This is a genomic window from Pseudomonas sp. IzPS59, from assembly GCF_014863505.1.
Taxonomy (GTDB): Bacteria; Pseudomonadota; Gammaproteobacteria; order Pseudomonadales; family Pseudomonadaceae; genus Aquipseudomonas; species Aquipseudomonas kribbensis.
Window position 1 is genome coordinate 2749099 of record NZ_CP062251.1, and the last position, 26538, is coordinate 2775636.

The following is a 26538-nucleotide window of genomic DNA, read 5'->3' on the forward strand; positions in this document are numbered from 1 at the left end:
AGGCCCGGCCTCGATCATCGTCCACGCATAAAATATGCGGCGGGTGGCCTACAGCGTTTCCACCAGCCGTGCGGCGGTGCCGTCGGAGAGGGCGATCCGCGTCCAGCGGCAGAGACTCGGCTGGATCGGCACGAGGGCGGAGTCATTGCTGCCCGTCAGAAATTCCAATGCTGCCGGCGCCTGGACTTCTCGCCATCCGGTGTCATCCAGCAGGGATTCCTTGTGCTGGATTTCCGCCGTCGCAAAGCGCCACAGCGATTGCCCCAGCAGATCGCTCAGTGGACTGCTGAACTGCGCGGCGCGGGCCCGGGAGCAGGCCAGCAGGCGATGGGTCAGGTCGCAGACAAGATGAACCGGCCGCGCACTTTCCGTCACCAGTCGTGCGAGGGCCTGATCGGCGGCGCTGTCGAGGCGCGCCGCGAGCAACGTTTCGAGTTGTCGGTGTGCGTCCGGGTCCATCGCCTGCACGCCGCTTTCCCAGCGGGAAATCGTCGACTGGGTCACCTTGAACAACTCGGCGGCATGGCTCTGCTTGACGCGGTGCAGCACACGCCAGCGGCGCAGGGCGATGCCGGGGAGACTGGGCTTGAGCAAGGTGTCGGGCATGGCGAAGGATCGCAAAAGGAATGCGGGCCGACAGTCTGAAGACTGACGGCCCGTGCTGCAAATCGACGCGATATCAGGTCATTCCGGCACCCTGGCAATCACCTTGATCTCGAACTGAAAGCCATACAGCCACGTCACGCCGACCGCCGTAATGGTCGGATGCGGCGCCTCGCCCCAGAACTCCGGCACCACTTCCCAGATGGTTTCGAAGGTCGATTGCGGGTCGACCATGAACACCGTCACGTCCACAACATCATCGAAACTGCCGCCGGCTGCGCCGAGAATCGCGTTGAGGTTGGTGAAAGCCCGTCGCACCTGTTGCTTGAGATCCGGTTCCGGCGAGCCGTCCTCAAGGCTGCCGACTTGCCCTGAGACAAACAGAAAACCGTTGGATCGAACGGCCGGCGAATAGCGATTGCGCTCGTACAAGGCATGACGTCCGGGCGGAAAAACCACGTCGCGTTTTGGCTGGGCGTGGGTCATGGGGTGTCTCCTTCAATGGGTTGAAAACCTGCGATGGAGAAACTTTAGGGGCTTGCGCCGACACGATAAACGCGCAACCTTGGCGTTCACTGTTTGGGATAGCCAAACAATCGAGCCGCCATTAGAGGTTGGATATGGACCGTTTTGACGCGATGCAGGCCTTCGCCCGGGTGGTGGAGGCGGGCAGTTTCACCAAGGCCGCCGAAACCCTGCACATGAGCAAGACCACCGTGACTCATCTGGTGCAGCAACTGGAGGCGCGCCTGCGGGTCAAGTTGCTCAACCGCACCACGCGCAAGGTCAACGTCACCGCTGACGGTGCGATTTACTATGGGCGGGTGGTCAGGTTGCTGGCGGACCTGGACGATGCTGAAACCGGCATTAGCCAGGCTTCGGCTGCACCCCGCGGGCGGCTGCGGGTGGATGTGCCGAGCCCGCTGGCGCGCCTGATCCTGATACCGGCGTTGCCGGATTTTCACCGGCGTTATCCGGACATTCAGATCGACATGGGCGTCAGTGATCGCATCGTCGACATCATCGATGAAAACGTGGACTGCGTGGTGCGCGGCGGCGAGTTGCTGGATCAGTCGCTGATGGCCCGTCGGGTTGCCGATCTGCAATTGGGAGTATTTGCCGCGCCGAGCTATCTGGCGCGCGCCGGAACGCCTGAGCATCCCGGGGAACTGGAAGACACGCAGCATCGGGTGGTGGGATTTCTCTGGGCGCGCACCGGCAAACCGGTGCCTTACGCCCTGCGCAACGCCAATGAGTCTCTCCTGATCAAGGGCCGGCACGTGCTGGCGGTCGATGATGGCAACGCCTATCTGGCGGCGGGCCTGGCCGGTCTGGGCGTGCTTTGGCTGCCTCGCTACATGTCGGCTGAACATGAGGCCCGAGGCGAGCTGGTGGCGCTGTTCAAAGATTGGGATCTTGAGCCGATGCCGCTGTACGTCGCGTATCCGCCGAACCGGCATATCAGCCAAAAGCTGCGGGTATTTATCGATTGGATCGTGGACTTGATGGCCGAGCATGCCAATGGCCCGGAACTTGCTCGCCGCGCTCCCGGACTGTCAAATAAATAGCGAATAACGGCAATCACAACAGTCGACAGTCTGGATGCACCGCTATTCACACATGGAGCGTCACCCGCAATGAATATGTACATCGATATTGTCGGCGCGTGCAATTTGAGCTGCCCTTCGTGTCCGATGGGTAACTCGGAAAACGTCAACTTCAAGAAAGCCATGCAAGTTGACATGTTCAGGAAGATCGTCGAGAAGGCCCGAAGCGAAGGGGTCGAGTCGATTTTTCTTTATAACTGGACCGAGCCGTTGATCCACCCGCGAATCGGCGAGTTTGTCGAAATCATCAACGCCGCCGGTTTACAGAGCGGTATTAGTTCCAATTTGAATCTGGCCAAAAACATGGAGACGGCGATGCTCGCCAATCCATGGTTCTTCCGTATCTCGCTGTCCGGGTTTTATCAGCAGACGTACGAACAGGGACACGTGGGCGGTGACATCGAAGTCGTCAAGGCCAACATGATCAAACTGCATGAACTCAAGCAGCAACATGGCTTGAACACGCGGATCGAGGTCTATTACCACCGCTACCTGGACAACATGGAAGAAGAAGGGCTGATGCGCGAATTCAGCCAGCGTCTGGGCTTCGAGTTCTCGACCGGCTACTCAGTGATGATGCCGCTGGAGAAAACACTGGCGCTGATCGAGCGCGATCCGTCGGTGACCGATACCGATCGCGAGACGCTGCAACGACTCGCGCTGCCGCCCTACGACGACCTGGTCAATCTGGTCCGCCAGTACCCGCAACAGGCCTGCACGCTCAAGGATGACTGGCTGGTGCTCGACTGCAATGGCAACACCATCCTGTGTTGTTCCATTTTCAATCAGACCGAATATCAGGTCGGCAAATATCTCGACATGCCGCTGGCGCAATTGACCGAACGCAAGTCCACTCAGTCGAACTGCATCGACATGTGCAATCGCTGCGCGAACAACGGATTGCACATCTACTCGGCGCACTCCAATCGGGGCCCGCTGGAGAGTCACGCCGTCAACCGGATTATCGATTTCCAGCGACGCACGATCATGGGCGTGCCAACCGACAGCGACAAGTTGGGGCGCAATGGCGAAGTCAGTGCCGAGAACTTCGACGAAGCGCAATACCTGCATATGAACCAGGACGTCAAAAACGCGATTTCCACCGGGGCGTTCACCAGCGGTTATCAGCATTACGTCCTGTTCGGTCGGCTGGAAGGCCGGCTCGGCGCAGGTCATTTCACGACGGTCTGAGCCTGCAGGTCGGGTTCTGCCAGTTGAGCTGACAGCCACTGACTGAAGCATCGCGCCATCGGGTCGTTCTCGCTGTCGCGATGGGTCAGCATCGCCCAGTTCGGGCCGCGAATGGTTTGCTCCACCAGTGGCTGCAACAGTCCGTTTTCCAGTGACTGGCGGCTGAGCAATCGGCTGACCAGCGCAATCCCGAGACCTGAACACGCCGCGTCCAGCAGCAGGCCGGGATCAGAGAAGTTCAAGCCCTGATCCTGCTGCCCTATATCGATTCCAGCTTCCACCGCCCAATGGCTCCAGTCCATTTCCCGCTCGCCGTGCAGTGTCGTGCGCTGCGCGGCAGGTTGCGCCAACACGCTCGGATGGCACGCGGGATAGAGGCGGTCGGCATGCAGAACCTTGAAGCTGCACTCAGCCTGAGAACTGATGTCGTCGCGCACCGCGATATCAATGGTTTGTGTCGCCATGTCCGGCACTTCATCGGTGCTGTAAATCCACAGATCGACCTGCGGGTACTGTTGTCGGAAATCCCCCAGACGCGGCAGCAACCAGTGCCGGGCAAACGCCGGCGTGGTGTTGAGCACCAGTTGATTGGGTTTCTGGTATTGCCCCAGCCGGCGGATGCCCACCGACAGTTGCTGCAACATCGCCTGAGTGGTGCTGAGCAGATCGTGGCCGGCGTCGGTCAGGGCGACGCTACGTCCGCTGCGGAAAAACAGCGGCTGCTCCAGGTACGCCTCAAGGCTGCGGATTTGCTGGCTGATGGCCGACTGCGTAAGGCTCAGTTCCTCGGCGGCCTTGTGAAAACTGCCCAGCCTTGCGGCGGCTTCGAAGCCGCGCAACGAGCTGAGGGGTGGCCAGTGTTTCAGCATGATCGATAAGTTCCTCTAATCAGTTTTCCGCTAAATCCATCGTTTGTTTGCCCTTCAGGCCGCCATTAGCATGCACGTCAACGCCGCCAAGGCTGTTTTCATTGAACACAATGGCTTAACTCAAAGGGCTTTTTACCATGCAGCAGAACAAAAACAACAACAGCGGTTGGATGATGCCGGCAGAGTGGGTGACGCACGCCGCGACCTGGATGGTCTGGCCCCACAACAAGGCCCTGTGGGAGTCGGGCTGGCGCGTGACCCTGCCGCTGGTGCAGGAAGATTTCGCTCGCGTCGCCAACGCCATCGCCCGGTTCGAACCGGTGAAAATGGTCGTCGATCCGTCGGCCATCGCCAGCGCCAAAGCCTTGTGCGGGCCGAACATCGAACTGATTCCGCTGGCGGTCAACGACAGCTGGTGCCGCGACTCCGGCCCGAGCTTCGTGGTTCATCCCGAGCAAGGTCTGGCCGGGGTGAGCTGGCGCTTCAACGCCTGGGGCGGCAAGTCGGCCCACGATCTGGACGAAAGCCTGGCCCGCCGCGTGCTCAATCACCTGGGCGGCGAGTGCTTCGGCACGGCGCTGAGCAACGAGGGCGGCGCAATCCATGTGGACGGCGAGGGTACACTGATCACCACCGAATCGGTGCTGCTCAACCCTAACCGCAACCCCGGCGTGAGCAAGGCCGAGATGGAAGAAATCTTCAGTCGCCTGCTCGGCGTGAAGAAAACCATCTGGCTGCCGGGGGATCCGGATTACGTCACCGGCGACATGACCGATGGGCACGTCGATGGCGTCTGCGCCTTCGCCCGTCCCGGCGTGTTGCTGGTGGATGCCACTCACGATCGCAGCTCCGTGTACGCCGAAGTCGTGCGGGAAAACCGCCGCGCACTGGAACTGGCCACCGACGCCCGGGGCCGCCAATTCGAGCTGATCGAGCTGTATGAAGCCACCGACGCCGTGGACACCGAAGCCGAAGTGTTCTGCGCCTCGTACACCAATTTCTACATCGCCAACGGCGCGATCATCATGCCGGCGTACGGCATCGAGGCCGACCATGTCGCGGCAGAAACCCTGGCCAAGGCGTTCCCGGGCCGCGAAGTGGTGCCGGTGCAGATCAACCACCTGGCCCATGGCGGCGGCGGTGTGCACTGCATCACCCAGCAACAGCCAGCCTGGCCGGTGGAGGGTTGATCGATGACGATGCTCAAAGTCGCCACCACCCAGATGCCGTGCACCTGGGATCTTAAAAGCAACCTCGACCGCGCCGAGCAACTGGTGCGTGAAGCGGCGGCGCAGGGCGCGCAAGTAATCCTGTTGCAGGAGCTGTTCGCCACGCCGTATTTCTGCATCGAGCAGAGCCACCATCACATGGGGCTGGCCGAGGAATACCGCGACAGTCAGGTGCTGTCGCGCTTCGCCGCACTGGCCCGTGAACTTGGCGTGGTGCTGCCGCTGAGCTGGTACGAAAAGGCCGGCAATGCCTACTTCAATTCCCTGAGCGTGGCCGATGCCGACGGGCGCCTGCTGGGCGTGTATCGCAAGACCCACATCCCCAACGCCATCGGCTATCAGGAGAAGGAATATTTCAGCCCCGGCGACACCGGTTTCAAAGTCTGGGACACCGCCTTCGGCCGCCTCGGCGTGGGCATCTGCTGGGATCAGTGGTTCCCGGAAACCGCCCGCTGCCTGGCGTTGATGGGCGCCGAAGTGTTGTTGTACCCGACCGCCATCGGCTCGGAACCGGGCTGCGCGGATCTGGACTCGCGGGACCACTGGCAGATGACCATGCGCGGCCACGCCGCTGCCAACCTGCTGCCGGTGATCGCTTCCAACCGTGTTGGCCGCGAAGTGGCGGGTACCGATGCGACGCTGCAAATGAATTTCTACGGCTCGTCGTTCATCTGCAACCACAAGGGAAAAATGCTCGCCGAGGCCGACCGCGCCAGCACCGGCGTGCTGGTGCAAAGCCTGGATCTGGCAGCCATGCGTGAAGAGCGCCTGAGCTGGGGCATCTACCGCGACCGCCGTCCGGAAATGTACGGCGCGTTGTTGAGTCAGGACGGCCGTCACCTTCACGCCCGCTGGAATCCTCAAGGAGTCTGATATGCACACCTCACACAAGTGGTTGCTGGGCGCCCTGGGCCTGGCGCTGGCCGGTTTGATGCCGGCCGTGCACGCCGAAGACAAGACACTGCGGTTGTACAACTGGGCGGATTATTTCGCCGAAGACACTCTGAGCAAGTTCACCGCCGAAACCGGGATCAAGGTGATCTACGACGTGATGGACGGCAGCGAAACCCTGGAGGCCAAAATGCTCTCCGGCGGCAGCGGCTACGACCTGATCTTCCCCGGCGACACCGTGGCCGAACGTCTGATGCGCGCCGGCAGCCTGTTGCCGCTGGACCCTTCGAAAGTCACGGCGATGAATGACATCGAACCGGGCCTGCAAAAACTGCGCAGCCATTACGAGCATTCGAACAAGGCCACGGTGCCTTATACCTGGGGCACCATCGGCCTGACTTACAACGCCGAGCAGGTCAAACAACGCATGTCCGACGCCCCGGTCAACAGCCTCGACATGTTGTTCAAACCGGAACTGGCCGCGAAGTTCGCCGATTGCGGGATTTCGATGATTGACTCGCCGGACGAAGTGCTGGCGGTGGTGCTCAATTATCTGGGCCGTGATCCGCGCAGCGCCAAGCCTGCGGACCTGGCGGCAGCCAGTGACTTGCTGATGAAGCTTCGGCCGTACATACGCAAGTTCCAGTCGCAACCGGTGACCGATCTGGTCAACGGCAACCTGTGCCTGTCCCTCGGCTACAGCGGCGACATGACCCAGGCCCAGCGCACCTCGGACAGCGCCGGCAAGAAGACCCGCTTCCAGTACCGCGTGCCTCGCGAAGGCACCACGGTGTGGATGGACACCATGGCCATTCCGGTGGATGCCAAACATCCGGAATACGCCTATGACTTCATCAACTTCGTGATGCGCCCGGAGAACATGGCCGCGATCAGCAATTTCACCGGTTACCCGACCTCCAACGCCAAGGCCCGGCCAAACGTGGATGAGGCCATGCGCAACAACCCGGACATCTACCTCGACGAAGCGACCTATGCTCGTCTGATACCGGGCAAGGATATTCCCCAGGCCGACATGCGCGCCCGCATGCGCACCTGGACCAAGTTCAAGACCGCCACTGCAAAGTGATTTTTCCGGGCCGCCTCGGCGGCCCCTTACACATCAGGAACGTACACATGCCCACTCGTCGCGAGTTCATCAAACAGGTTTCAGTCGCCGCCGGCGTAGGCGCTGCCGTCATGGGCCTCGGCCTGTCCCCGGCGCGGGTTCTGGCGGCCAGCGAAGGTCGCTGGTTCATGCCCGACGAGGGCGACAAACACGAACGTGCCTACATGGCGTTCGGCGCGCAGGACGCGATCTGGGAAGACTTCACCGAAGACGTCCAGGAAGCCCTGGGCCGCATCGCCCGCGCCATCTCCCGCTATGAACCGCTGACCATCTACTGCCGCAGCGGCGAACGCAGCCTGGCCGAAGAGATTTGCGGCACGTCCAACATCACCTACCAGATCACCAACCTCGACGACATCTGGATGCGTGACATCAGCGCCAACTTCGTCATCGATGACAAAAGCGGCCTCGGTGCGGTTGACTTCAATTTCAGTGGCTGGGGCAACAAGCAACAGCACTCCAAAGACGCGAAAATCGCCCAACGAGTGGCGCAAGACGCACAAGCGACCTACATCCGCAGCGAACTGGTGGGCGAGGGCGGCGGCATCGAAGTCGATGGCCACGGCACCGGGATCATGACCGAAAGCTGCTGGGTCAACGCCAACCGCAACCCCGGCTGGAGCAAGGCCGACGTCGAGGCGGAACTGAAGGCACGCCTGGGCCTGCGCAAGATCATCTGGCTGCCGGGCATCAAGGGCAAGGACATCACCGATGCCCACGTCGATTTCTACGCGCGCTTCGTCAAGCCCGGCGTAGTGATCGCCAACCTCGACACCGACCCGCAATCCTACGATCACAAGGTCACGCTGGCGCATCTGGAAATCCTGAAGAAGGTCACCGATGCCGACGGTCGTCCGTTGCAGATCCACACCGTGTCGCCACCGCTGAAACCGCGCAAGACCAAGTTCAACAAGAACAACGACGACTTCGCGGCCGGTTACATCAACTACTTCGTCATCAACGGCGCGGTCATCGCCCCGGAGTTTGGCGACAAGGACGCCGACAAGAAGGCCTTCGACCTGCTCAAACAGCTCTACCCGAACCGCGACGTGGTGCAGATCAACATCGACGCCATTGCGGCCGGTGGTGGCGGAATTCACTGCGTGACCAGCCACCAGCCGGCGTGAGGCCGTTCGTCAGCGAAACCGTTGGGGAAGCGCTTCGGCAAAGGGATAGAAGTCAAACCAGGGTCTGGCTTCGTCGATCACCTGGCTGAAAGACGGGCGCTGCACCAGCCGCTCGAAATAAGCGCTGAGGCGAGGGCGGTCGGCGCCAAACGGCACCAGCGTACTGGCGTAGAACAGGGCCGGGCTGGCGGAGCAATCGGCCATGCTGTAGTCCGGGCTGGCGATCCACGGGTGGGTCGCCAACTGGTTCTCCAGCATGTCGTAGGCGGTGTTCAGCAAGGTGCGCTGGCTGCTCAGGTCGGCGTTTGTGCTGTGGATGCGGTCGGCGACGATTTGCGACATCGGCGTCATCACGTAGTTGTCGAAAACCCGGTCCCAGAGGCGAACCTGCAATGCTGTGTCCCAATCCTCGGGGATCAAGCGGCCCGCTCCAGCGTGATAGCGGTCCAGATATTCGATGATCACGCTCGACTCCGGCACGTTGCGCTGGCGGGCACGGTCCTGCAGCACCGGGAATTTGACCAGTGGCCACAGCGCCCGCAACTCGGCCCGTTCGGCTTCGCTGGACAGGTCGATCAGGCGTTTTTCGAAGGCGACGCCGTGTTCGTACAGGGCAATCAGGGCTTTGTGGCAGTAGGACGACAACGGATGGTAGTAGAGGGTCAAGTCCATGGTTCAACGCCTCGCGTTGGTGGTTGTAGGCATTACACAGGTATAGCCCGCCTGCGCACGGCCACGCATTTGATTTCCACCAGCAGCCCCGGATGGGCCAGTTCGCTGACGCCGATGCAGGTCCAGGCGCAGAAGCCTTTGGGGAACAGGCGGTTCTTCACTTCGCGAAACACCGGCATGTGCTGGCTCATGTCGACGTGATAAGTGGTCATCTCCACCACATCGTCGAAGGTGCAGCCGCCGGCCTTCAGCACTTCATCGAGGTTTTCCCAGGCACGGATGAATTGCTGCTCGGGGTCTTCGATGACTGTCAGATCTGCCGTGCGGCCGACCTGACCGGCGCAATAAAGCGTGTCGCCGACCAGCACCGCCGGAGCGTAACCGGCGCGTTCGACGATGGGCTTCATGGATTCGGGGATGATGATTTTGCGATCAGGCATGGTGTTTTCCTTCAGCGTTGCATTTCAGCGGCCGTGGGCATTCGCCGCCAACTGTTCGGTATCCACCCGCACAAACACCGAATCACCCACCGCCGTCAGCACATCCCCGGCGTACACCTCACAGATCACCCGGCTCTTGCGCCCGACTTCTCCTTCGACTTTTGCCTTCAACGTCAGCGGCACGCCCATCGGCGTCGGCTTGATGAATTTGATGCCGAGGTTGCCGGTGACGCAGTTGATGCGCGGCAGGCTCTCGGCTTCACGCCCTTCGGCGCGGTAGTGGTAAGCCATCGCCGTCCAGTTGGAATGGCAGTCCACCAGCATCGCGATCAAACCGCCGTAGACCAGCTCCGGCCAGCCGCAGTATTTGGCCTCGGGCACATGCTCGGCCATGACGTGTACGCCGTCCTCGTGCCAGAAGCTCTTGATGTGCAAACCGTGCGGGTTGCTGCTGCCGCAGCCGAAGCAGACGCCGTCGGGGGCGGCGGTGTCTTGCAGGGAGGTGTCGAGAGGGGACATGCCGGGGTCATCCTTAAACTGTTAGCCGAACCGGGCCGAATCTTAACCTTGAACGACGTCAGATCAACAACCCCAACGTATCGAACAACTCGACATCCTCCGGCCTCGCCGAGCGTGCACGACGGCGGATCACTTGCAGCAGGCAATCGACAAAACACTGCGCCGCCGCGCCCAGCGGGGCGTTGCGCGGGGTGACGATGCCGATGACATCGTTGGCGAAGGTCTCGGCCAGATCGAGCCGGGCCACGCGTTCGCGGTAGCCGGGCACTGTCAGCATCGGTTCGGGAAAGTAGCTGAGCATGTCGGTCTGCTCGATCAGCGACAGCGTCAGTTGTGGCGAGTGGGCGCGGTGGATGTGTTGCAGGTCGATCTGCGCACCGTGTTGCCAGAACAGCTCGGTCATCAAGCCTTCGTGGCTGGCGTCGGGGTAATTGACCACCCAGTCCTGATCGAGCAGTTGGTGAATGGAACTGGCCTTGCGCAGCGGATGATCGTGACGGGCGACCACTGCCATGCGGTAGGAAAAGATCGGTTCGCTGACGAACTCCGGGCGCGGCAGCAGCGACGAGACCAGGCCCACCGCGAACTCCATGGTGCCGTCGCGCAGTTTTGGCAGGGCCACGGCCATCAAGCCTTCGAAGATTTCCAGGCGCACTTGCGGCATGCGCTGGCGGAACAGGGTGACGACTTCCGGCAACAGGGTCATGCCCATCCACGGCGAGATGCCCAGGCGCAACTGGCCCTGGGCCTGATCGCTCAGGTGCGTGAGCTCCAGTTGTGCGCGTTCGAGCTGACTGAGCATCTGCCGCGCATGCTGCAGCAGCGATTGACCGTAAGCGGTCAGCACCACGCCGCTGGCATTGCGCACCAGCAGCGGCAATTGCAGGTGTTCTTCCAGTTCACGCAGGGCCTTGGCCACGGCGGTCTGCGAAACCCCCAGTTGCCGCGCTGCCGCACGAATGCTGCCGCAGTCGGCAATCATCACCAACGCCCGCAGTTGATGCAGCTTCATCCCTTTCTCCCGTTGTGACGGTGTAAACCCACGGTTTTCAGCCCCCGTTTTTTGCGACTGCCGCGGCATTCGGCAAGTCATTAGGATCGCAGGGTATCAGTCGAACACCCGAAAACGCCCCCATAAAAACAAGGAACCTGCTGATGACCGACCTGCCTGCACTGCCCGGTATCCGTGCGCTCGAAGAAGAAATGATCGCGCTGCGCCAACACATTCACGCCTACCCGGAACTGAGCTTCGAAGAGTTCGCCACCGGCGATCTGGTGGCGGGCAAGCTGAGCGAGTGGGGCTATGAGGTGCATCGCGGGCTGGGCGGAACAGGCGTGGTCGGCCTGCTGCGCCAGGGCAGTGGCGGCAAGATGATCGGCCTGCGCGCCGACATGGACGCGCTGCCGATCATCGAGCAGACCGGGCTGCCGTATTCGAGTCGCCACGAAGGCGTAATGCACGCCTGCGGACATGACGGGCACACGGCGATGCTGCTGGCGGCGGCGCGTTATCTGGCCGAAAGCCGCGACTTCGACGGTTCGCTGGTGGTGATCTTCCAGCCCGCAGAAGAGGGTGACGGCGGTGCGCAACGCATGCTCGATGACGGCTTGTTCGAGCTGTTCCCGTGCGACGCGGTGTTCGCCATGCACAACATGCCGGGGTTGCCGGTGGGCAAGCTGGGTTTCCTCGAAGGCCCGTTCATGGCCTCCACCGACACGGTGACGATTCGCGTTGACGGTGTGGGCGGCCACGGCGCGATGCCGCACAGGGCGGTGGATCCGGTGCTGGCGGGATCCGCAATCGTCATGGCGTTACAGAGCATCGTCTCGCGCACTGTCGATCCGCTCGACACGGCGGTGGTGACGGTGGGGGCCTTTCATGCCGGGATCGCCGCCAACGTGATTCCCGATCACGCCGAGTTGCAGTTGAGCGTGCGTGCGCTCAAGGCTTCGGTGCGTGACGAATTGATCGAGCGCATCACCCGCATCGCCCAGGCCCAGGCCAGCGGTTTCGGGGCGCGGGCGACGGTGGATGTAGACGAAGCGCAACGCTTCCCGGCGCTGTTCAATGATGAGGCCAAGACTGTTTTTGCGCGGCAGGTGGCGATCGATTGGGTGGGCGAGGAAGGGTTGATCCCGAACATGAAACCGCTGACCGGCAGCGAAGATTTCGCGGTCATGCTGCAACGCTGCCCCGGCTGTTATCTGCTGATCGGCAATGGCGACGGGGAGGGCGGCTGCATGGTGCATAACCCCGGTTACGACTTCAACGACGACTGCCTGGCGACCGGCGCCAGCTACTGGGTGCGACTGGTGGAAGCCTTTTTGGCCTGATCCGCTTCGACAATTTCAGGAGTTCGCCCCATGTCCACTGCCATTTCCAGCGCGGCTACCGCCGCAAACGCAACGCGCAAACCCATCGGTGCGCGGGCGATTGCCGCGATCACCATTGGCTCCGGCCTCGAGTTCTATGATTTTTCCGTCTACAGCTTTTTCGCCACACTCATCGGCCGGCAGTTTTTCCCGGTAGAGAGCACGCTGGGGCAATTGCTGCTGTCACTGGCCACGTTCGGCGTCGGCTTCGGCATGCGTCCGATCGGCGGGATCGTGCTCGGTGCCTACGCCGACCGGGTCGGGCGCAAACCGGCGATGATGCTCACGCTGTGGCTGATGGCGCTCGGTTCGCTGCTGTTTGCCATCGCCCCCACCTATGCGCAGATCGGCCTCGCCGCGCCGGTGCTGATTGTGCTGGCGCGACTGATTCAAGGGTTTGCGATGGGCGGTGAAGTGGGGGCCTCCACGGCGATGCTGATGGAATACGCCGACGACAAAAACCGTGGTTTCTACGGGAGCTGGCAGCTGTTCAGCCAGGGCTTGAGCTTCATGTTCGGCGCACTGGTGGCGCTGGGGTTGAGTTCGACGTTGTCGGCCGAATCCCTCGAAAGCTGGGGCTGGCGACTGCCGTTCGTGCTGGGGATGCTGGTGATTCCAGTGGGGCTGTATATCCGTCGTCACCTCGATGAAACCGCCGAGCAGGAACCACCGGGTGATGGCGCCACCTCCGGCCTGCGCCTGATTTTCCGGGACTATCGCAAAGTCCTGCTGACCGGCGTATTGCTGGTGATCGGCAGCACGGCGTCCAGCTACATCGTGCTCGATTACATGACCAACTACACCGTCAGCGTGCTGCACCTGCCGATGACCATGGGCACCACGGCTGCGTGTCTGGGTGCGCTGGTGCAGATCAGTCTGTCGATCTGGGCCGGTCGTTTGAGTGACCGCATCGGCCGTCGCCGCACCATCGCGCTTGGCTGCATCCCGATGCTGTTGCTGATCTATCCGGCGTTCATGTTGATGAACCGCTTTCCGACCCTGGGCACGTTGTTGGGTGTTTCGATGGTCACCACGTTGTTTCTGGTGCTGATCACCGTGCCGACGCTGGTGCTGGTGACGGAGATGTTCCCCCGCAAGATTCGCGCGTCGGGACTGTCGATCATCTATTGCCTGGGTGTGTCGGTGTTTGGTGGCTTCGCCCAGTTTTTCGCCACCGGGCTGATCGGTCTGACCGGCAACAACAACGCGCCTGCGCTGTATGTGATGACGTGTCTGTGCCTGACCCTGGCGGGGCTGGCGATGGTGCGGGAGACCGCAGGCAGGCCGCTGGAGTGAGCGGCCCGGGCGCGGCGCACTAGTTGCGCTGCGCCAGGTTGCGTTGAAACTCTTCGAAGCTGCACGGCAGCGTCGTGGCTTTGCGTTTTTTCGACTTGTCGTGCTCGTCGGGCAATTGATCGCTCAACTCCCAGACCTCAAGCATCTTTGCGTACTCGAAGGCGTGGCGCGGGCTGCTCTGAATCCATTGCTGGAAGGCCTGGCGTTCGTCAGGCGTGCAGGTTTCGTCTTGCAGACGCAGGCACCAGTGCGCCGCCTGATTGAGGATTTCATCGTCGGCGTCTTGAGGGCTTTGGAGGTTCATTGACTGCTTCCAGGATGGCCGGAGAGGGCACTTTACCCTGCCTCTTGCAAAAAAAACGTCAAAGTTCGACAGGGATTTAGCCTGCCTGACGGACAGAATGCGCGCCCGCCGGACAGATCGCGCCGCCATTTACGCTTTTCGCAGATTTGCCATATTCAGTCACATTTCGTTGTAGATAGTGGGCAGCCCAACCGGTTTCCAATGAGGCTGCATCGTGTTTCCACGTCTTCTGTGTTCGCTGTCCGTGTTGAGTCTGTCCATTGCCGCCGCCCACGCGGCCGACCTTGATACCCCGCGCCTGCAGGGCATCGACAACTTCCGCGATGTCGCCGGTATCACCACGGCCTACTCGACGACCCATGACGGCACGATGCGCGCCGGTGTGTTCTACCGCTCCAATGCGCTGACGCCGACGGCGTCGGATCTTGCGACCCTCAACGGTCTGGGGATCAAGGCCGTTTTTGACCTGCGCACCCCCAGCGAAATCGCGGCCACGCCAGACACCATGATCAGCGGCGCGACCTACCAGAACATCGACATCATCGGCGCCACCACCTCGGGTGCGAACATCACCACGGTCTCGTTCAAGAGCGCGGCCGATGCGATTGCGATGATGCAGGAGACCAACCGTGCCTTTGTCAGCGACGCCGGCATGCGCGGTCAGCTGGGCGTGCTGTTCAACGAACTGGCCGGCGTCGACGGCGCCGCACTGTTCCATTGCACCGCCGGCAAGGACCGCACCGGCTGGACCGCCGCCGTGCTGCAAAGCATCGCCGGGGTCGACAACGCGACGATCATGAGCAACTACCTGGCGACCAACGACTACACCGCCGCCCGTGTGGCCAAGACCCTGGCGATGATGCCGCCGAGCATGGCCGCGGTCTACGCGCCGCTGTTGGGCGTGGAAGCGAGTTACCTGCAGGCGGGCCTGGATCAGGTGACCGCGCAATACGGCAGCATGGACAACTACCTCAAACAGGGCCTGGGTCTGTCCCAGGAAACCATCTACGTGCTGCGCGGCAAAATGGTCGAGTACAACAGCCTGCCGGGTCAGGCCGGGCTGATCGGCAACGCCGCCGCCGGCGCGCAACTGTTGCAGGAACTGCAGAACAGCAAACTCTCGGGCACCTACAGCGCCTACAACTACTACCTGCAATCGGCTATCGATGCCGGCACCCTTGGCGGTGTCGAGTCCACGGTCGGCGGTCAGGTGCACGCCGATGCGGCCAGTTACCTGCTGCGTCAGAACGCGATGATCGAGCAGGCTGCCGCGCCGTTTGCAAGCGGCACTGACCTCAAAGTCGGTCAATACCGCTTGTGGAGCACCGCGCTCGCCGGTTACCTCGGCACCGACGGTTCGGCCCATGCGCAAAGCAGCAACGAACACAGCCAGGGCCTGATGGTCGGCGTCACCCAGCGTTTCTCCGAGCAACTCAGTGCGCGCGGCGGAATCGGTTACAGCAAAGGCACCGTCGGCGGGGCGGGCGGCGAGGCTGATACCGACTTCACCTTCCTCAACCTTGGCGCCCGTTATGGCTTTACCAGTATGGAGCGTGGTTTGTTTGCCGATGCCAGCCTCAGCGCCGGTTACGTCGATTACGACAGCAAGCGCGATCTCGGCGGCGGTCTCGGTTCGGCGAAGGGCGACACCCACGGCAACCTCAGCGGCGCCACGCTGGCACTGGGTTATCGCCTGCCGATGAACGAGATGGTTCTGGAGCCGAGCCTCGGCGTGCGCGTCAGCCGTCTCGACTTGTCGGGGTTCCAGGAAAAGGGCAGCGAACTGGCCCTCGACGTCGACGACATCCAGCAAACCCGTCGCAGCGCGGTGGCCAATCTCGACGTCTCGTTCGCCCCGATGCCCATGGGCGCGTGGCAACTGGTGCCGGGTGTGCGGGTCGGCTACGAACGTGTGCTCGGCGATCATCAGGTCGACAGCGAAGGGCATCTGCTGGGGCTGGATATCGAACAACGCGCGGCGTTCGACAACCGCGATCAGTTCAGCGGCGGCGTCAACCTGATGGCCAACCTCGGCGCGCTGAGCCTGGGTGCCGAAGTCGGTGCCAGCGGTGGCGGCGACAGCCACGGTTTCAGTGGCGGGCTCAAGGCCAGTTATCAGTTCTGATCAATTTGAAGGTGAAGAAAAAGGACTGCCTCAGCGCAGTCCTTTTCGCATTTCTGCGGGGCTCACGCCGTAGGCATCCTGAAAGTATTGGCAGAACCGGCCGACGTTGCTGAATCCGTATTGCAGGGCCACGTCGGTCACCGATGACGATGGGCCTCGCTTCAGCGCTTCGCAGGCACGCTCCAGCCTGACCTGGCGCTGGTACGCCACAATCGAAGTCCCGACGAACCGCCGGAAGCCTTCCTGCAAGGCCCGCAGGCTGACGTTCACCAGCCCCGCCAGATCCGTCCCGCTGACCAGTTGTTCGGGATGCGCCTGAATGTACTCGATGGCCTGTTTCACATGCCGAGGGGCAATCTGCGCCTCGGGTCGACGCAAGGCTTCGCTGAAGTTATGCGGCCAGGCTTCCAGCACCGCGTCCACCAGCATCTCCCGCAGGCGCGATGGCATCAGCGAACCGGCGTTCAGCAACAGGTCGAATTCGGTGCCGGTGGCCAGATCGATCAATGCGCGAATGCCCTGAAACGCCGGGCTATTCAGATCCACCCTCGGCTCGAAATGCAGCTTGTGCACGATCGGTCGACCCAGCAGTGACGACAGCCGTTCGGTGAGCGCCGCGCGGCTGATCGACATGCCGTGCTGGGCGTGATTGTCGACGAAACGCATCGAGCGCAGATCCGCTTTGTCGATGGCCAGCCCGATGTGCGGCATGCCGAGCGATTCGGTCGAGTCGTTGAAAATGATCTTGCCGGCGGTGGGGATCACGAAGGTGATTTCATCGTAGGGCTCGGGGAACGCCACGGTGAAATCACCCCGGTAATGCATGCGGCGGAAACTGACCCCGTCGTGCCGTCCGTAGACGCCGCCGATGATGATGTTCTTGGGCGGCGGCGGTGTATCGCCATAACGATTGCCGAACATGCGGGAGAACAACGCGCCGAAGTCGTCGCAGGACATATCGGCGGATCTGAGGATGATGGTCTGGCGCGTCGGGCTTGAGTACACCGGGAAGGTCACCTTGGCAGTCGGGGCAAAGAGGCGCGAGGACGTTAGCAACCGAGAATGACAGCGACATGACACAAACGGATTACGCCGCTTGCCAGTGCGCCTTCAGGAAATCGATGAACACCTTCACCTTGCGTGTATTGCGCCTATGGGCCTGATACAGCACGTAGATCCAAGGCCCGAAGGCGCTGGGTTCACGCCAGTATTCGGGCATCAATTCCACCAGTTCGCCCCGGGCGAGATACGGCGCGGCGCTCCACTGCGGGAGAAATTGCAGGCCCTGGCCGTCGAGCAGGCAGGCCAGCAGGAAATCGTAATTGTCACTGGCGATGCGCGGGGTGGGCTGGGTCATGCGCACGCGTCGCTCGCCCTGTTTGACCCACCAGAAATGCCGGTTGAGCAGCGGGTGACGGAAGATCAGCCAGTCGTGCTGGTGATAGTTGTCCAGTGACACATCGCTGCCCTTGCGCGCCAGATAGGTCGGGCTGGCGCAGAGCTGCACGCGGTTTTCCACCAGTGGCTGGGCGATCACTCCCGGCAGGTCGATCGGCCCGTCACGCAGCGCCAGGTCATAGCTGCCATCCACCGGGTCGTCGTAGTTGTCGCTCAGATCCACTTCCAGATTCACCTGCGGGTGCTCGTTCAGAAAGCGGCAGCACACCTGATTGAGAAAGGCCGGGGCGAAGGAGGGCGGGGCGATGATGCGTAACTCACCGCGCAATTCGTGTTTGAGCTGTTCGACGCCTTCGCTGGCCAGTTGCAGTTGCAACAGCGCCTGACGCGCGCCTTCCAGATAGATCCGCCCGGCCTCGGTCAGCGCCATGCGTCGAGTGGTGCGGTCGAACAAGCGGCTGCCGAGTTCCTCCTCCAGTTGCGCCACGGCCTTGGTCAGGGCCGACGGCGTGTTGCCGAGCACCTCGGCGGCACGGCTGAAATTACCGTGCTCGGCGGTGGCGACGAACATGGTCAGGGCGCTCATTTTGTCCATTGATCTATTCCTGATGGGCACAGAAGTTGTGCGTGAGACGGCATTCAGTTATCCGGCGGGCTTGGCTAATCTGGCCTCAGCCTAACAAAAATAACGAGAACGCTCATGAAGCAGCTCCTGACCCTGATGGTGTCGTCCGCACTGGCCTGTGCCTCGCTGGAAAGTCTGGCGGCCACCGACCTGATTCTGCACAACGCGAAAATCTACACCGCCGAACCCGGCCAGCCGTTGCAGCAGGCCGTCGCCATCGAAGGTGACAAGGTCGTCGCGGTCGGTTCGGATGCGCAGGTGCTGCGCCTCAAGACCGCCGACACCCGGCTGATCGATCTGGGCGGCAAAGTGGTGATGCCCGGTTTCATCGACTCTCACTCGCACACCCTCAAGGGCGGCTTGCAGATGCTGCAGGCCAATCTCGACGGGCAGATGTTGCCGCTCGATGAACTGGAATCGCGCTTGCGCCAATGGCGTGAGGACGGCAAGGCCCGGCGCGGCGAATTCCTCAGTGTCGGCGGATTGCCCTCGACTTACTGGAACCAGACCGACGCGCTGGAGCAGCGTTTCAATCAGGGCGAGTGGGCCGGTCAGCCGTTGTTGCTGCTGGGTTGGGACCTGCACACCGGCTGGGCCAATCAGGCGATGCTCAAACGCGCCGGCATCGATGCGGCGCGCATCCAGGCGCTCAAACCCGAAGAGAAAGACACCCTCGGTCATCACCCGGACGGGCAACCAAACGGCTTTATGGTGGATGCCGGGCTTTATCCCGTTCAGGCCCTGTTGCCGCCGCCGACCGATGAAGCGCTGCTGGCGGGCGGTCGCGCCGCACTGGATTACTACAAAAGCCTCGGGATTACCGGGTGGATGGACCCGCTGGCCAACGAACTGCCCGGCGCCGACGTGAAAAACGACTCGCTGGGTGTGCTGCCGACGTACAAGACGCTTTCGGAAAACGGCGAGCTTACTGCCCACGTCGCGGCACTGTTGATGGCGGATTCGAAGGCTACGCCAGCGGATCTCGATGAACTGGACAAAGTCCGCCAGCAGTTCCTCGGCGTGCACAACCTGACGCTGCCGGGCATCAAAGTGTTCGCCGACGGCGTGGCCGAATCGCCCGCGCAGAGTGCGGCGATGCTGGAGCCTTACAAAAACTCGAAGAAGTCCGGCGAGCTGCTGATCGATCCGGCGCACTTTGGCGAACTGGTCAGCGCCGCCGACGCCCGTGGCTGGCTGGTGCACATCCACGCCATCGGCGACCGCGCGGTGCGCGAATCCCTCAACGGCATCGAACAGGCGCGCAAGGATCGCCAGAGCGGCATTGCCCATTCGATCACCCATTTGCAGATGGTCAACCCGAAAGAATTCGCCCGGTTCAAGGCATTGAACGTCATCGCCTCGATGCAGATGTACTGGGCCAGCGCCGATGAATCGAGCATGGATCTGGTCAAGCCCTACGTCAGCGCCATGGCCTTCATGTACACCTATCCGGCGCGCTCGCTGCTCAAGCAGGGCGCCATCATCGCCGGCGCCAGCGACTGGCCGATCACCACACCGGAACCGTGGAAAGCCATTTACCAGGCCGTCAGCCGCAAGGGCCCGAAAGGCGTGCTCAACGCCGCCGAAGACATCGACCGCCAGGTCATGTTCCAGGCCTACACCCTCAATGCCGCCAAGGTCCTGCGCCTGGAAGACAGCATCGGCTCACTCAAACCCGGCAAACAGGCCGACCTGATCGTGCTCGACCGCGATGTGTTCACGGTCGCCCCCGAAGCCCTGCGCGACACCCAGGTGCTCAACACCTTCTTCGCCGGCCGCGAAATCTATCGCCGTCAGCCGTAAGCCGCACTCCGATTACAACGCCAAAAAGGAAAACCTTTCGTGAACCTTCATTGCTTCGTCACCGACACCCGTAACCCGCAAACCCGTGGGCACCAGATCGGTGACGGGTTCAGCGCGCAGATTCGCCAGACTGTTGCGCTGTACCTCGACTTCTTCAATCAACTCGACATTCCGCCGCAGCAAGTGCGCGCCATCGGCGAAGCCAGCCTGAAAGCCCTGGAAGACTGGAGCCCGGCACTGGCCGAGGAAATCGTCGCCATGGCCGAAGGCGCGGATCTGCCGCTGTGGCAACTCGCGGCCCTGAATGCCCGCACCGAAATCCTTGCGGTCATGCCCTCGAATGAAGGCGAATGCTCGACGGCGGTCTTCGCGCCCCATGGCCCTCAGGCGCCGAAAACCATCCAGACCTGGGACTGGCACGACACGCTGGTGCCCAACGGCCTGATCCTGCAGCTGACCACCGACGCCGGGATGACCGTCAAGCTGTTCACCGAATTCGGCATGCTCGGCAAGATCGGCGTAAACAGCGCCGGGCTCGGGCTGCACTTCAACATCCTTCACCATGCCAGCGACAATGGCAGCGGCGGGGTGCCGGTGCACGCGATTGCGCGGCGGATTCTGGAGCAGGCCCGCAGTGTCGATGAGGCCGTCGAACTGGCGCGTTCGGCGCGGGTCAGTGCGTCCACAGTGCTGACGGTGTTCGCTCGCGAAGACTCGAAAATCCGCGCCTGCAGCATCGAGATGTCACCTGCCGCCACCGCCGTGGTGCTGCCGGACGCCGAAGGCTGGATCACTCATACCAACCATTTCCTCGACCCGGAGCTGAGTGCTGGCGAACGCACGCCGGACGCCTCGACCACCTACGCGCGCATCGATCACGTCAACGCCTTGCTGACCGGCATGGCCGAAGGCGACCTCGTGCGCCGGGCCGATGCCATGTGCGGCGCGGCCGGCGAGGAAGCACCGATCTGCTTCCATCCCGACCTGAGCATGCCGGCCACCGAGCGCTGGGAAACCTTGCTGACCATCGGCATCGACACTGAACAATGCGTGCTCGAATTTGCCGCCGGCAACCCGAAGCAGCTGGCGTGCAACGGTTACCAGCGCTTCTGAAACCCTTGCAGCAACGCCCCGAAAAACAACAACAAGAGGAGCACCCCACATGGCCAGTCACCCTGCACGCACGGCGGGTTCACCGTCGGCGCTGAGAACCTTCTTCGTCTCCGGCATGGGCACCGCCCTGGAGTTCTATGACTTCGTGATCTACGGCACCGCCGCCGCGCTGGTATTCCCCAAGGTGTTTTTCCCGCAGATGGACCCGCTCACCGCGACGCTCGTAGCCTTCGGTGCGTTCGGCGCGGGGTTCTTCGCCCGGCCGTTGGGCGGCATGGTGTTCGGGCATTACGGCGACAAACTCGGTCGGCAGAAAATGCTGGTGATCACGCTGCTGTTGATGGGGCTTAGTACCTTTCTGATCGGCTGCCTGCCGGGTTACGCAACAATCGGCGCGGGTGCGCCGGCGTTGCTGGTGCTGTTGCGGCTGGTGCAGGGATTTGCCGCCGGGGGCGAGTGGGGCGGGGCCGCGTTGTTCGGCATCGAATCGGCGCCCGTGGGGCGTCGAGGGTTGTGGGGCAGCTTCACCAGCATGGGTATCGGCATTGGCGGGATTCTCGGCTCGGCCGTGTTTGCCGTGGTCAGCGTGGCGGCGAACGATGACCTTGCCGGGTTTGCCTGGCGCATTCCGTTCTGGCTGGGTGGCGTGCTGGTGCTGGTCGGGCTGTATGCGCGGTTGCAGAAACCGGCGCAGTCGCTGGGCGAGTCAAAGGGACACGGGCGCATGCCGCTGATTGAAGCGTTGCGTGCACGACCTCGGGCCATGCTGCTGTGCACCGGCATCGCGTTTGGCTACGTGACCATCGCCTACATCGGCAGCACGTTCTTTCTGTCCTACGCCACGCAACTGGGCTACGGCAGCACCGATGCACTGATTTTCGACATCGCCTTATCGGTTGCCATCGTCATCACTGCGCCTTTGTTTGCCTTGCTCTCCGACCGTATAGGCCGGCGCAAGGTGATGATTCTCGGCGCGTTCATCATGGCGGCCGGGTTCTTCGTGTTCTTCCCGTTGGTGGGGCTGAAAAGCCTGTTGGTGTCGACGTTCGCCTACATCGTGATCGGGGCGTTCATGGGCGCGACGCAGGGGCCGATCCCGGCGTTTCTCGCCGAGCAGTTTCCACGGGACATGCGTTATTCGGGGATGTCGGCGGCGTACCAGATCGGTGCCGCGCTGGGAGGCGGGACGGCATCGAGTGCGGCCACGGCCATTCTCATTGCCAACAATCACGACGCGTTTGGCGTTGCGGTGTACGGGGCGGTGGCGTTGGGGATCGTGGCGGTGTGCTCGTTCTTCCTCAGGGAAACCGCGCACTTGAGTCTGGAACAAATCGACGCGCCATCGGGCAGCGCGCCGACCTCTGCACCAGTGCCGGGGCGTCTGCAGACACCCTGACACCGGCATTTGGGATCAAGCCGAAAGGTGTTCGTAGAGGATCGTCGCGCCGACGATCATCAACACCACGCCACCGACGATTTCCGCACGTTTGCCGACCACGGTACCCAGCACCCGACCGAGCATCACGCCAAGGGTGACCATGGTCATGGTCGCCAGGCCAATGGCGGCTGCGGCCACCCAGATGTTCACATCGACAAACGCCAGGCCGACGCCGACGGCCAGGGCGTCGATGCTGGTGGCCACGGCGGTAACGGCGAGGATGAAGAACGAGTGCTGCCCCGGTTTTTCCTCTTCGGCTTCCTCGTGCTTGAGGCCGTTGTAGATCATGTGCAAACCGAGTGCGACCAGCAGGGTGAAGGCGATCCAGTGGTCCCAGCTTTCCACCCAGCGGGTGGCGGCCTGGCCGATGAACCAGCCGATGACCGGGGTGATCGCTTCGATGACACCAAAGATCAGACCGGTGCGCAGGGCTTCGGTGATGCGAGGTTTGTGCAGGCTGGAGCCTTTGCCGATGGCGGCCGCGAAGGCATCCGTGGACATGGCGAGTGCGAGGAAGATCAGGGAAACAGGATTCACGGGCAATACTTCCAGTCGGGCCATGAGTCAACGACACAACCACACGCCCGACTTTCGGCATGGATGTGTCGTCGGTCTCACCAACCCGAAGGTGTTCGCACCACGGCATGTTGCCGAATATGTTGATACGAACGCTTCCGAGGGGCTCGGAAGCAGGTTACTCCCCAACGAAGGCCCGGATCATAGGCAGGCAAACATGAAAATTTCGTTAAATGCCCGGCGCAGGTTCGGTTGACCCCGCAGGGATTCGCAGCTCGGCGCACAGCCCGCCCTGAGGCCGGTTGTACAGCTGCAAGGTGCTGCCGATCTTGCTCACGATCATTTGCACGATGGCCAGTCCGAGACCCGCGCCATTGGCGTGACCCTCGCTGTAGAAGCGTTCGAACAACCGCGCATATTGCTGCTCATCGATGCCGGGGCCGGCATCTTCGACGCTGATCGACACCGAACCGCAGGCCTGTGGCTGCACCTGAACCCGCACCTCGCTGCCGGGCGGGGCGAAGTTCAGCGCATTGGTTACCAGATTTTGCAGAGCGATGGCCAACGCCACCGGATCGGTATCGACCGGGCAGTGATGATCGCTGTCGAGGATCAGTTCGACGTCTTTTTCCAGGGCCAGCGGCGTCAGTTCAGCCAGTTCCTCGCGCACCAGCGCGGTCAGTTCGACGCGGGCGTTTTGCGGAGATGCCAGACGCGGTTCGATGCGCGCCATGGTCAGCAATTGGCTGGCGATGCGCGTGGCGCGGTCCACGGCGCTGACCAGAAACTCCAGCGCTTCCTCGCGTTGTTGCGGGGTGTTGGCCAATTGCGCGTTCTGCGCATGAATCCGCAGGATCGCCAGCGGCGTGCGCAACTCATGGGCGGCGTCGGCGATAAAGCGTCGTTCCCGGGCCAGCAGGTTGTCGATCTGTTGCAGCAGGCGGTTGAGCGCGGTCTGCATCGGCTCCAGATCCTGGGGCAGGGGGCTCAGGTGCAGCGGTTTCAGGGTGTCGGTGTCGCGGCCGCGAATCGATTGGGCCATGGCGCGCAATGGCTGCAAGCCCCAGCCGATGGCCAGCCAGATCAGGATGGTCAGCAGCGGCACGCCGATCAGGCTTGGCCACAGGGTATGTCCGACGATGCGGGTGATCAGGTCCTGGCGGATGTCATCGCGCTCGCCGACCCAGATCAGCAAGCCTTGTCGCGGGTCCTGGAGCAGGAAGGCGCACCAGTCGCGACCGTTTTCCATCAGGTCATGGGCGCCGAGGGTGGCGGGTGGTGCATCCAGAATCGGCGCTTCGGCGGAGCGCATCAGCAACTGGCCGTCGTTGCGCCAGACCTGAAAGGTCAGGCGTGTTTCGTAAGGGTGAGCAGCTTCGCCATCGCCGTCACCGTCTCGGCTCATCGCCTCGTCGAAGGCCTGATGCAGGCGCTCCCAATCGTTGTCGCCGGGTGCGCGCTGGGCCAGCACGCCTTGCAGCAGGCGGGCGCTTTGCGCCAGTTGGGCGTCGTAGATTTCTTCGATCTCGTGGTGGCTGTAGCGCAACACCGCCCAGCTGATCAGCACATCGCCGAGTAGAACCAGAAACAGCACCGGCAGCAGAATCCGCGCGCGAATCGAGTTCATGGCTTGAGCTCCACGACGTAACCCACACCGCGCACGGTGCGGATCAGCTCGGCGGAAAGCTTCTTGCGCAGGTTGTGGATCAGCACTTCCAGGGTATTGCTTTCGACCCGTTCCTGCCAGCCGTACAAGGTGCGCGACAGGCGTTCGCGGGTGACGACTTTGCCGGGGCGGGCCATCAGTTGATGCAACAGTTGATACTCCATCGGCGTCACCACCACCGTGCTGCCGCGCCAGGTGACTTGCTGGCTGATCGGGTCGAGGCAGACGCCGGCGTGTTCCAGCACCGGTTGCGCACGGCCCTGACTGCGCCGCAGCAAGGCACGGATGCGTGCCTTGAGCTCGTCGACATCGAATGGCTTGACCAGATAATCGTCAGCGCCAGCGTCCAGCCCGGCGATGCGTTCGGCGGTGCCGTCGCGGGCGGTGAGGATCAGCACCGGCAAATCATGCTGGCTGGCGCGCAATTGTTGCAGCAGCGCCAGGCCATCGAGCCTTGGCAGGCCGAGGTCGAGCAGCAACAGATCGAAGCTTTCGCTGCGCAATGCGTGCAGCGCACTGACGCCATCCTGCAACCAGTCGAGGGTGTAGCCCTCGTTGCTCAGGGCGACGCGGATGCCCTGGCCGAGGGCGCGGTCATCTTCGACCAGAAGTAGGCGCATGGCATTTTCTCTGTGGGAAATCGGGCGCGTGTCCGGCGGCATCATGCCGCTCGCCTTGCTGCCGTGGCAGCCCCTGAACCGGCGAAGATGTTACGACTCGTTGCCAACTAAGCTTTCGTTAAGCTTGGTTTTGCACAGTGAGGCCTTTCCCATCCAGCGAGAGTGCTTCCATGCGCAAACTTGTGCTGTTGTCCCTGATTGTCGCCAGCCCCCTGGCCGTCGCCGGCCCGCAATGCACCACGGCCGAACGTTCGCAGTGGCAGGACCAGAAAGCGTTTCAGGAACAGCTGAAATCCCAGGGCTACGAAATCAGCAAGTTCAAGGTCACCGACGGCAACTGCTACGAGATCTACGGCTTCGACAAAGACAAGCGCAAGGTCGAGATCTACCACGACCCGGTCAGCGGCAAAGCGGTGAAAACCGAGATCAAGGGCTGATGCCACGGGACTCCCTGCGCCTGTGGGACCCGGTGGTGCGGGTGTTTCACCTGTCCATCGCCGGGGTCTTTGCCGCCAACTACTTCTTCAATGAAGCCGGTGACGACTGGCATGTCTGGCTCGGTTATTACGCCATGGGCTGGCTGCTGGTGCGTCTGGTGTGGGGATTCGTCGGGCCGCGCAGTGCGCGCTGGTCGGACTTCTGGCCGACGCCGTCACGGTTGGCGGCCCATGCCCGGTCGCTGATCGCCGGGCGGCCCGAGCATCGTCTCGGGCATTCGCCGATTGGCGCGCTGGTGATGATCTTGATGCTGCTGGCGATGCTGACCATCGGCCTGAGCGGCTGGGCCATGGAAGAAATCGATGCCCTGTGGGGCGCCGACTGGCCGCTGCAAGTCCACGAAACCGCCGCCGACGCCTTGCTGGCGCTGGTTATCGTGCACATCGCGGCGGCGCTGTTTGAGAGTGTTCAAGTGCGCGACAACCTGCCGTTGTCGATGCTCACCGGGCGCCGGCGTCGTCTGCCGGACGATCCGGGCCCGTGACAGGG

27 protein-coding genes are annotated in these 26538 nt (G+C 62.3%); 14 read left to right on the forward strand and 13 right to left on the reverse strand.

Going from position 1 to position 26538, the window contains the following annotated elements:
• Window positions 1–48: 48 nt before the first annotated feature.
• Window positions 49–606 (reverse strand): helix-turn-helix domain-containing protein, encoded by a 558-nt coding sequence (locus IF189_RS12245; RefSeq protein ID WP_134826574.1) that lies wholly within the window; start codon window positions 604–606, stop codon window positions 49–51.
• Window positions 607–684: 78 nt separating this feature from the next.
• A complete protein-coding gene (locus IF189_RS12250) occupies window positions 685–1089 on the reverse strand; it encodes a RidA family protein (RefSeq protein ID WP_192553396.1) in 405 nt (134 codons plus the stop codon).
• 134 nt (window positions 1090–1223) lie between these two features.
• Here IF189_RS12250 and IF189_RS12255 point away from each other — a divergent pair, with 134 nt between their 5' ends.
• Both IF189_RS12255 and IF189_RS12260 read left to right on the forward strand, forming a co-directional pair.
• Complete coding sequence (locus IF189_RS12255) at window positions 1224–2171, forward strand: LysR family transcriptional regulator (protein ID WP_192553397.1); 948 nt, start codon at window positions 1224–1226, stop codon at window positions 2169–2171.
• A 69-nt stretch (window positions 2172–2240) separates the two neighbouring features.
• A complete protein-coding gene (locus IF189_RS12260) occupies window positions 2241–3401 on the forward strand; it encodes a radical SAM protein (RefSeq protein WP_134826577.1) in 1161 nt (386 codons plus the stop codon).
• Here the strand turns inward: IF189_RS12260 and IF189_RS12265 are convergent.
• Window positions 3383–4270: a LysR substrate-binding domain-containing protein gene (locus IF189_RS12265; protein ID WP_134826578.1), complete on the reverse strand. Its 888-nt coding sequence runs from the start codon at window positions 4268–4270 to the stop codon at window positions 3383–3385. The genes IF189_RS12260 and IF189_RS12265 overlap by 19 nt on opposite strands.
• A 137-nt stretch (window positions 4271–4407) precedes the next feature.
• Between IF189_RS12265 and IF189_RS12270 the strand changes: the two genes are divergently transcribed.
• The 4 genes from IF189_RS12270 to IF189_RS12285 are packed head-to-tail and all read left to right on the forward strand — an operon-like array spanning window position 4408 to window position 8643.
• The gene (locus IF189_RS12270; protein WP_192553398.1) at window positions 4408–5460 is read left to right on the forward strand and encodes an agmatine/peptidylarginine deiminase; all 1053 of its coding nucleotides are present in this window, start codon (window positions 4408–4410) and stop codon (window positions 5458–5460) included.
• Window positions 5461–5463: 3 nt separating this feature from the next.
• On the forward strand, window positions 5464–6372 hold the full coding sequence (aguB, locus tag IF189_RS12275) for an N-carbamoylputrescine amidase (RefSeq protein WP_192553399.1): 909 nt from the start codon (window positions 5464–5466) through the stop codon (window positions 6370–6372).
• 1 nt (window position 6373) lies between these two features.
• Complete coding sequence (locus tag IF189_RS12280; RefSeq protein WP_192553400.1) at window positions 6374–7477, forward strand: extracellular solute-binding protein; 1104 nt, start codon at window positions 6374–6376, stop codon at window positions 7475–7477.
• A 47-nt stretch (window positions 7478–7524) separates the two neighbouring features.
• Window positions 7525–8643 (forward strand): agmatine/peptidylarginine deiminase, encoded by a 1119-nt coding sequence (locus tag IF189_RS12285; RefSeq protein WP_134826581.1) that lies wholly within the window; start codon window positions 7525–7527, stop codon window positions 8641–8643.
• 9 nt (window positions 8644–8652) lie between these two features.
• Here the strand turns inward: IF189_RS12285 and IF189_RS12290 are convergent, their stop codons facing one another.
• From IF189_RS12290 to IF189_RS12305, 4 genes are read right to left on the reverse strand one after another with little or no spacing between them, the layout of a single operon-like run.
• Window positions 8653–9315 carry a glutathione S-transferase family protein gene (locus IF189_RS12290; protein ID WP_192553401.1) on the reverse strand — a complete coding sequence of 221 codons (663 nt, stop codon included), beginning with the start codon at window positions 9313–9315 and terminating at the stop codon, window positions 8653–8655.
• Window positions 9316–9347: 32 nt separating this feature from the next.
• Window positions 9348–9755 carry a RidA family protein gene (locus IF189_RS12295; protein WP_134826583.1) on the reverse strand — a complete coding sequence of 136 codons (408 nt, stop codon included), beginning with the start codon at window positions 9753–9755 and terminating at the stop codon, window positions 9348–9350.
• A gap of 24 nt (window positions 9756–9779) precedes the next feature.
• A complete protein-coding gene (locus IF189_RS12300; protein WP_119429103.1) occupies window positions 9780–10274 on the reverse strand; it encodes a PaaI family thioesterase in 495 nt (164 codons plus the stop codon).
• A gap of 58 nt (window positions 10275–10332) precedes the next feature.
• Entirely contained in the window at window positions 10333–11286 is a 954-nt protein-coding gene (locus IF189_RS12305) for a LysR family transcriptional regulator (protein ID WP_114882477.1), read from the reverse strand.
• 143 nt (window positions 11287–11429) lie between these two features.
• Here IF189_RS12305 and IF189_RS12310 point away from each other — a divergent pair, with 143 nt between their 5' ends.
• Both IF189_RS12310 and IF189_RS12315 read left to right on the forward strand, forming a co-directional pair.
• Entirely contained in the window at window positions 11430–12608 is a 1179-nt protein-coding gene (locus IF189_RS12310) for a M20 aminoacylase family protein (RefSeq protein WP_192553402.1), read from the forward strand.
• A 30-nt stretch (window positions 12609–12638) separates the two neighbouring features.
• Window positions 12639–13943: an MFS transporter gene (locus IF189_RS12315; protein ID WP_192553403.1), complete on the forward strand. Its 1305-nt coding sequence runs from the start codon at window positions 12639–12641 to the stop codon at window positions 13941–13943.
• A gap of 19 nt (window positions 13944–13962) precedes the next feature.
• Here the strand turns inward: IF189_RS12315 and IF189_RS12320 are convergent, their stop codons facing one another.
• Window positions 13963–14247, reverse strand: coding sequence for a FecR/PupR family sigma factor regulator (locus IF189_RS12320; protein ID WP_085708409.1), 285 nt, complete (start codon window positions 14245–14247; stop codon window positions 13963–13965).
• 214 nt (window positions 14248–14461) lie between these two features.
• Between IF189_RS12320 and IF189_RS12325 the strand changes: the two genes are divergently transcribed.
• Window positions 14462–16372 (forward strand): tyrosine-protein phosphatase, encoded by a 1911-nt coding sequence (locus IF189_RS12325; RefSeq protein WP_134826586.1) that lies wholly within the window; start codon window positions 14462–14464, stop codon window positions 16370–16372.
• Between the two features lie 30 nt (window positions 16373–16402).
• On the opposite strand, the gene IF189_RS12330 is transcribed toward IF189_RS12325, so the two are convergent.
• Complete coding sequence (locus IF189_RS12330) at window positions 16403–17377, reverse strand: helix-turn-helix transcriptional regulator (RefSeq protein WP_192553404.1); 975 nt, start codon at window positions 17375–17377, stop codon at window positions 16403–16405.
• An 82-nt stretch (window positions 17378–17459) separates the two neighbouring features.
• Window positions 17460–18365: a LysR family transcriptional regulator gene (locus IF189_RS12335; RefSeq protein ID WP_192553405.1), complete on the reverse strand. Its 906-nt coding sequence runs from the start codon at window positions 18363–18365 to the stop codon at window positions 17460–17462.
• A 105-nt stretch (window positions 18366–18470) separates the two neighbouring features.
• On the opposite strand from IF189_RS12335, the gene IF189_RS12340 reads away from it, so the two are divergent.
• Genes IF189_RS12340 through IF189_RS12350 form a run of 3 tightly spaced genes read left to right on the forward strand, consistent with a single transcriptional unit; the run spans window position 18471 to window position 22707 of the window.
• Window positions 18471–20198 carry an amidohydrolase gene (locus IF189_RS12340; protein ID WP_134826588.1) on the forward strand — a complete coding sequence of 576 codons (1728 nt, stop codon included), beginning with the start codon at window positions 18471–18473 and terminating at the stop codon, window positions 20196–20198.
• A 39-nt stretch (window positions 20199–20237) separates the two neighbouring features.
• Window positions 20238–21311 (forward strand): C45 family autoproteolytic acyltransferase/hydolase, encoded by a 1074-nt coding sequence (locus IF189_RS12345; RefSeq protein WP_192553406.1) that lies wholly within the window; start codon window positions 20238–20240, stop codon window positions 21309–21311.
• A 49-nt stretch (window positions 21312–21360) separates the two neighbouring features.
• The gene (locus IF189_RS12350) at window positions 21361–22707 is read left to right on the forward strand and encodes an MFS transporter (protein ID WP_134826590.1); all 1347 of its coding nucleotides are present in this window, start codon (window positions 21361–21363) and stop codon (window positions 22705–22707) included.
• 15 nt (window positions 22708–22722) lie between these two features.
• Here the strand turns inward: IF189_RS12350 and mntP are convergent, their stop codons facing one another.
• The 3 genes from mntP to IF189_RS12365 all read right to left on the reverse strand — a co-directional run bounded on the left by mntP (window position 22723) and on the right by IF189_RS12365 (window position 25551).
• Window positions 22723–23286: a manganese efflux pump MntP gene (gene mntP / locus IF189_RS12355; RefSeq protein WP_134826591.1), complete on the reverse strand. Its 564-nt coding sequence runs from the start codon at window positions 23284–23286 to the stop codon at window positions 22723–22725.
• Window positions 23287–23494: 208 nt separating this feature from the next.
• On the reverse strand, window positions 23495–24892 hold the full coding sequence (locus IF189_RS12360; RefSeq protein ID WP_134826592.1) for an ATP-binding protein: 1398 nt from the start codon (window positions 24890–24892) through the stop codon (window positions 23495–23497).
• A complete protein-coding gene (locus IF189_RS12365; protein WP_119429240.1) occupies window positions 24889–25551 on the reverse strand; it encodes a response regulator in 663 nt (220 codons plus the stop codon). Before IF189_RS12365 ends, IF189_RS12360 begins: the two co-directional genes overlap by 4 nt.
• Window positions 25552–25721: 170 nt before the next feature.
• Here IF189_RS12365 and IF189_RS12370 point away from each other — a divergent pair, with 170 nt between their 5' ends.
• Together IF189_RS12370 and IF189_RS12375 are read left to right on the forward strand one after the other, a co-directional pair.
• Window positions 25722–25988, forward strand: coding sequence for a PepSY domain-containing protein (locus IF189_RS12370; RefSeq protein ID WP_114882494.1), 267 nt, complete (start codon window positions 25722–25724; stop codon window positions 25986–25988).
• Window positions 25988–26533 (forward strand): cytochrome b/b6 domain-containing protein, encoded by a 546-nt coding sequence (locus tag IF189_RS12375; protein WP_192553407.1) that lies wholly within the window; start codon window positions 25988–25990, stop codon window positions 26531–26533. The genes IF189_RS12370 and IF189_RS12375 overlap by 1 nt, the downstream gene beginning before the upstream one ends.
• Window positions 26534–26538 lie beyond the last annotated feature (5 nt).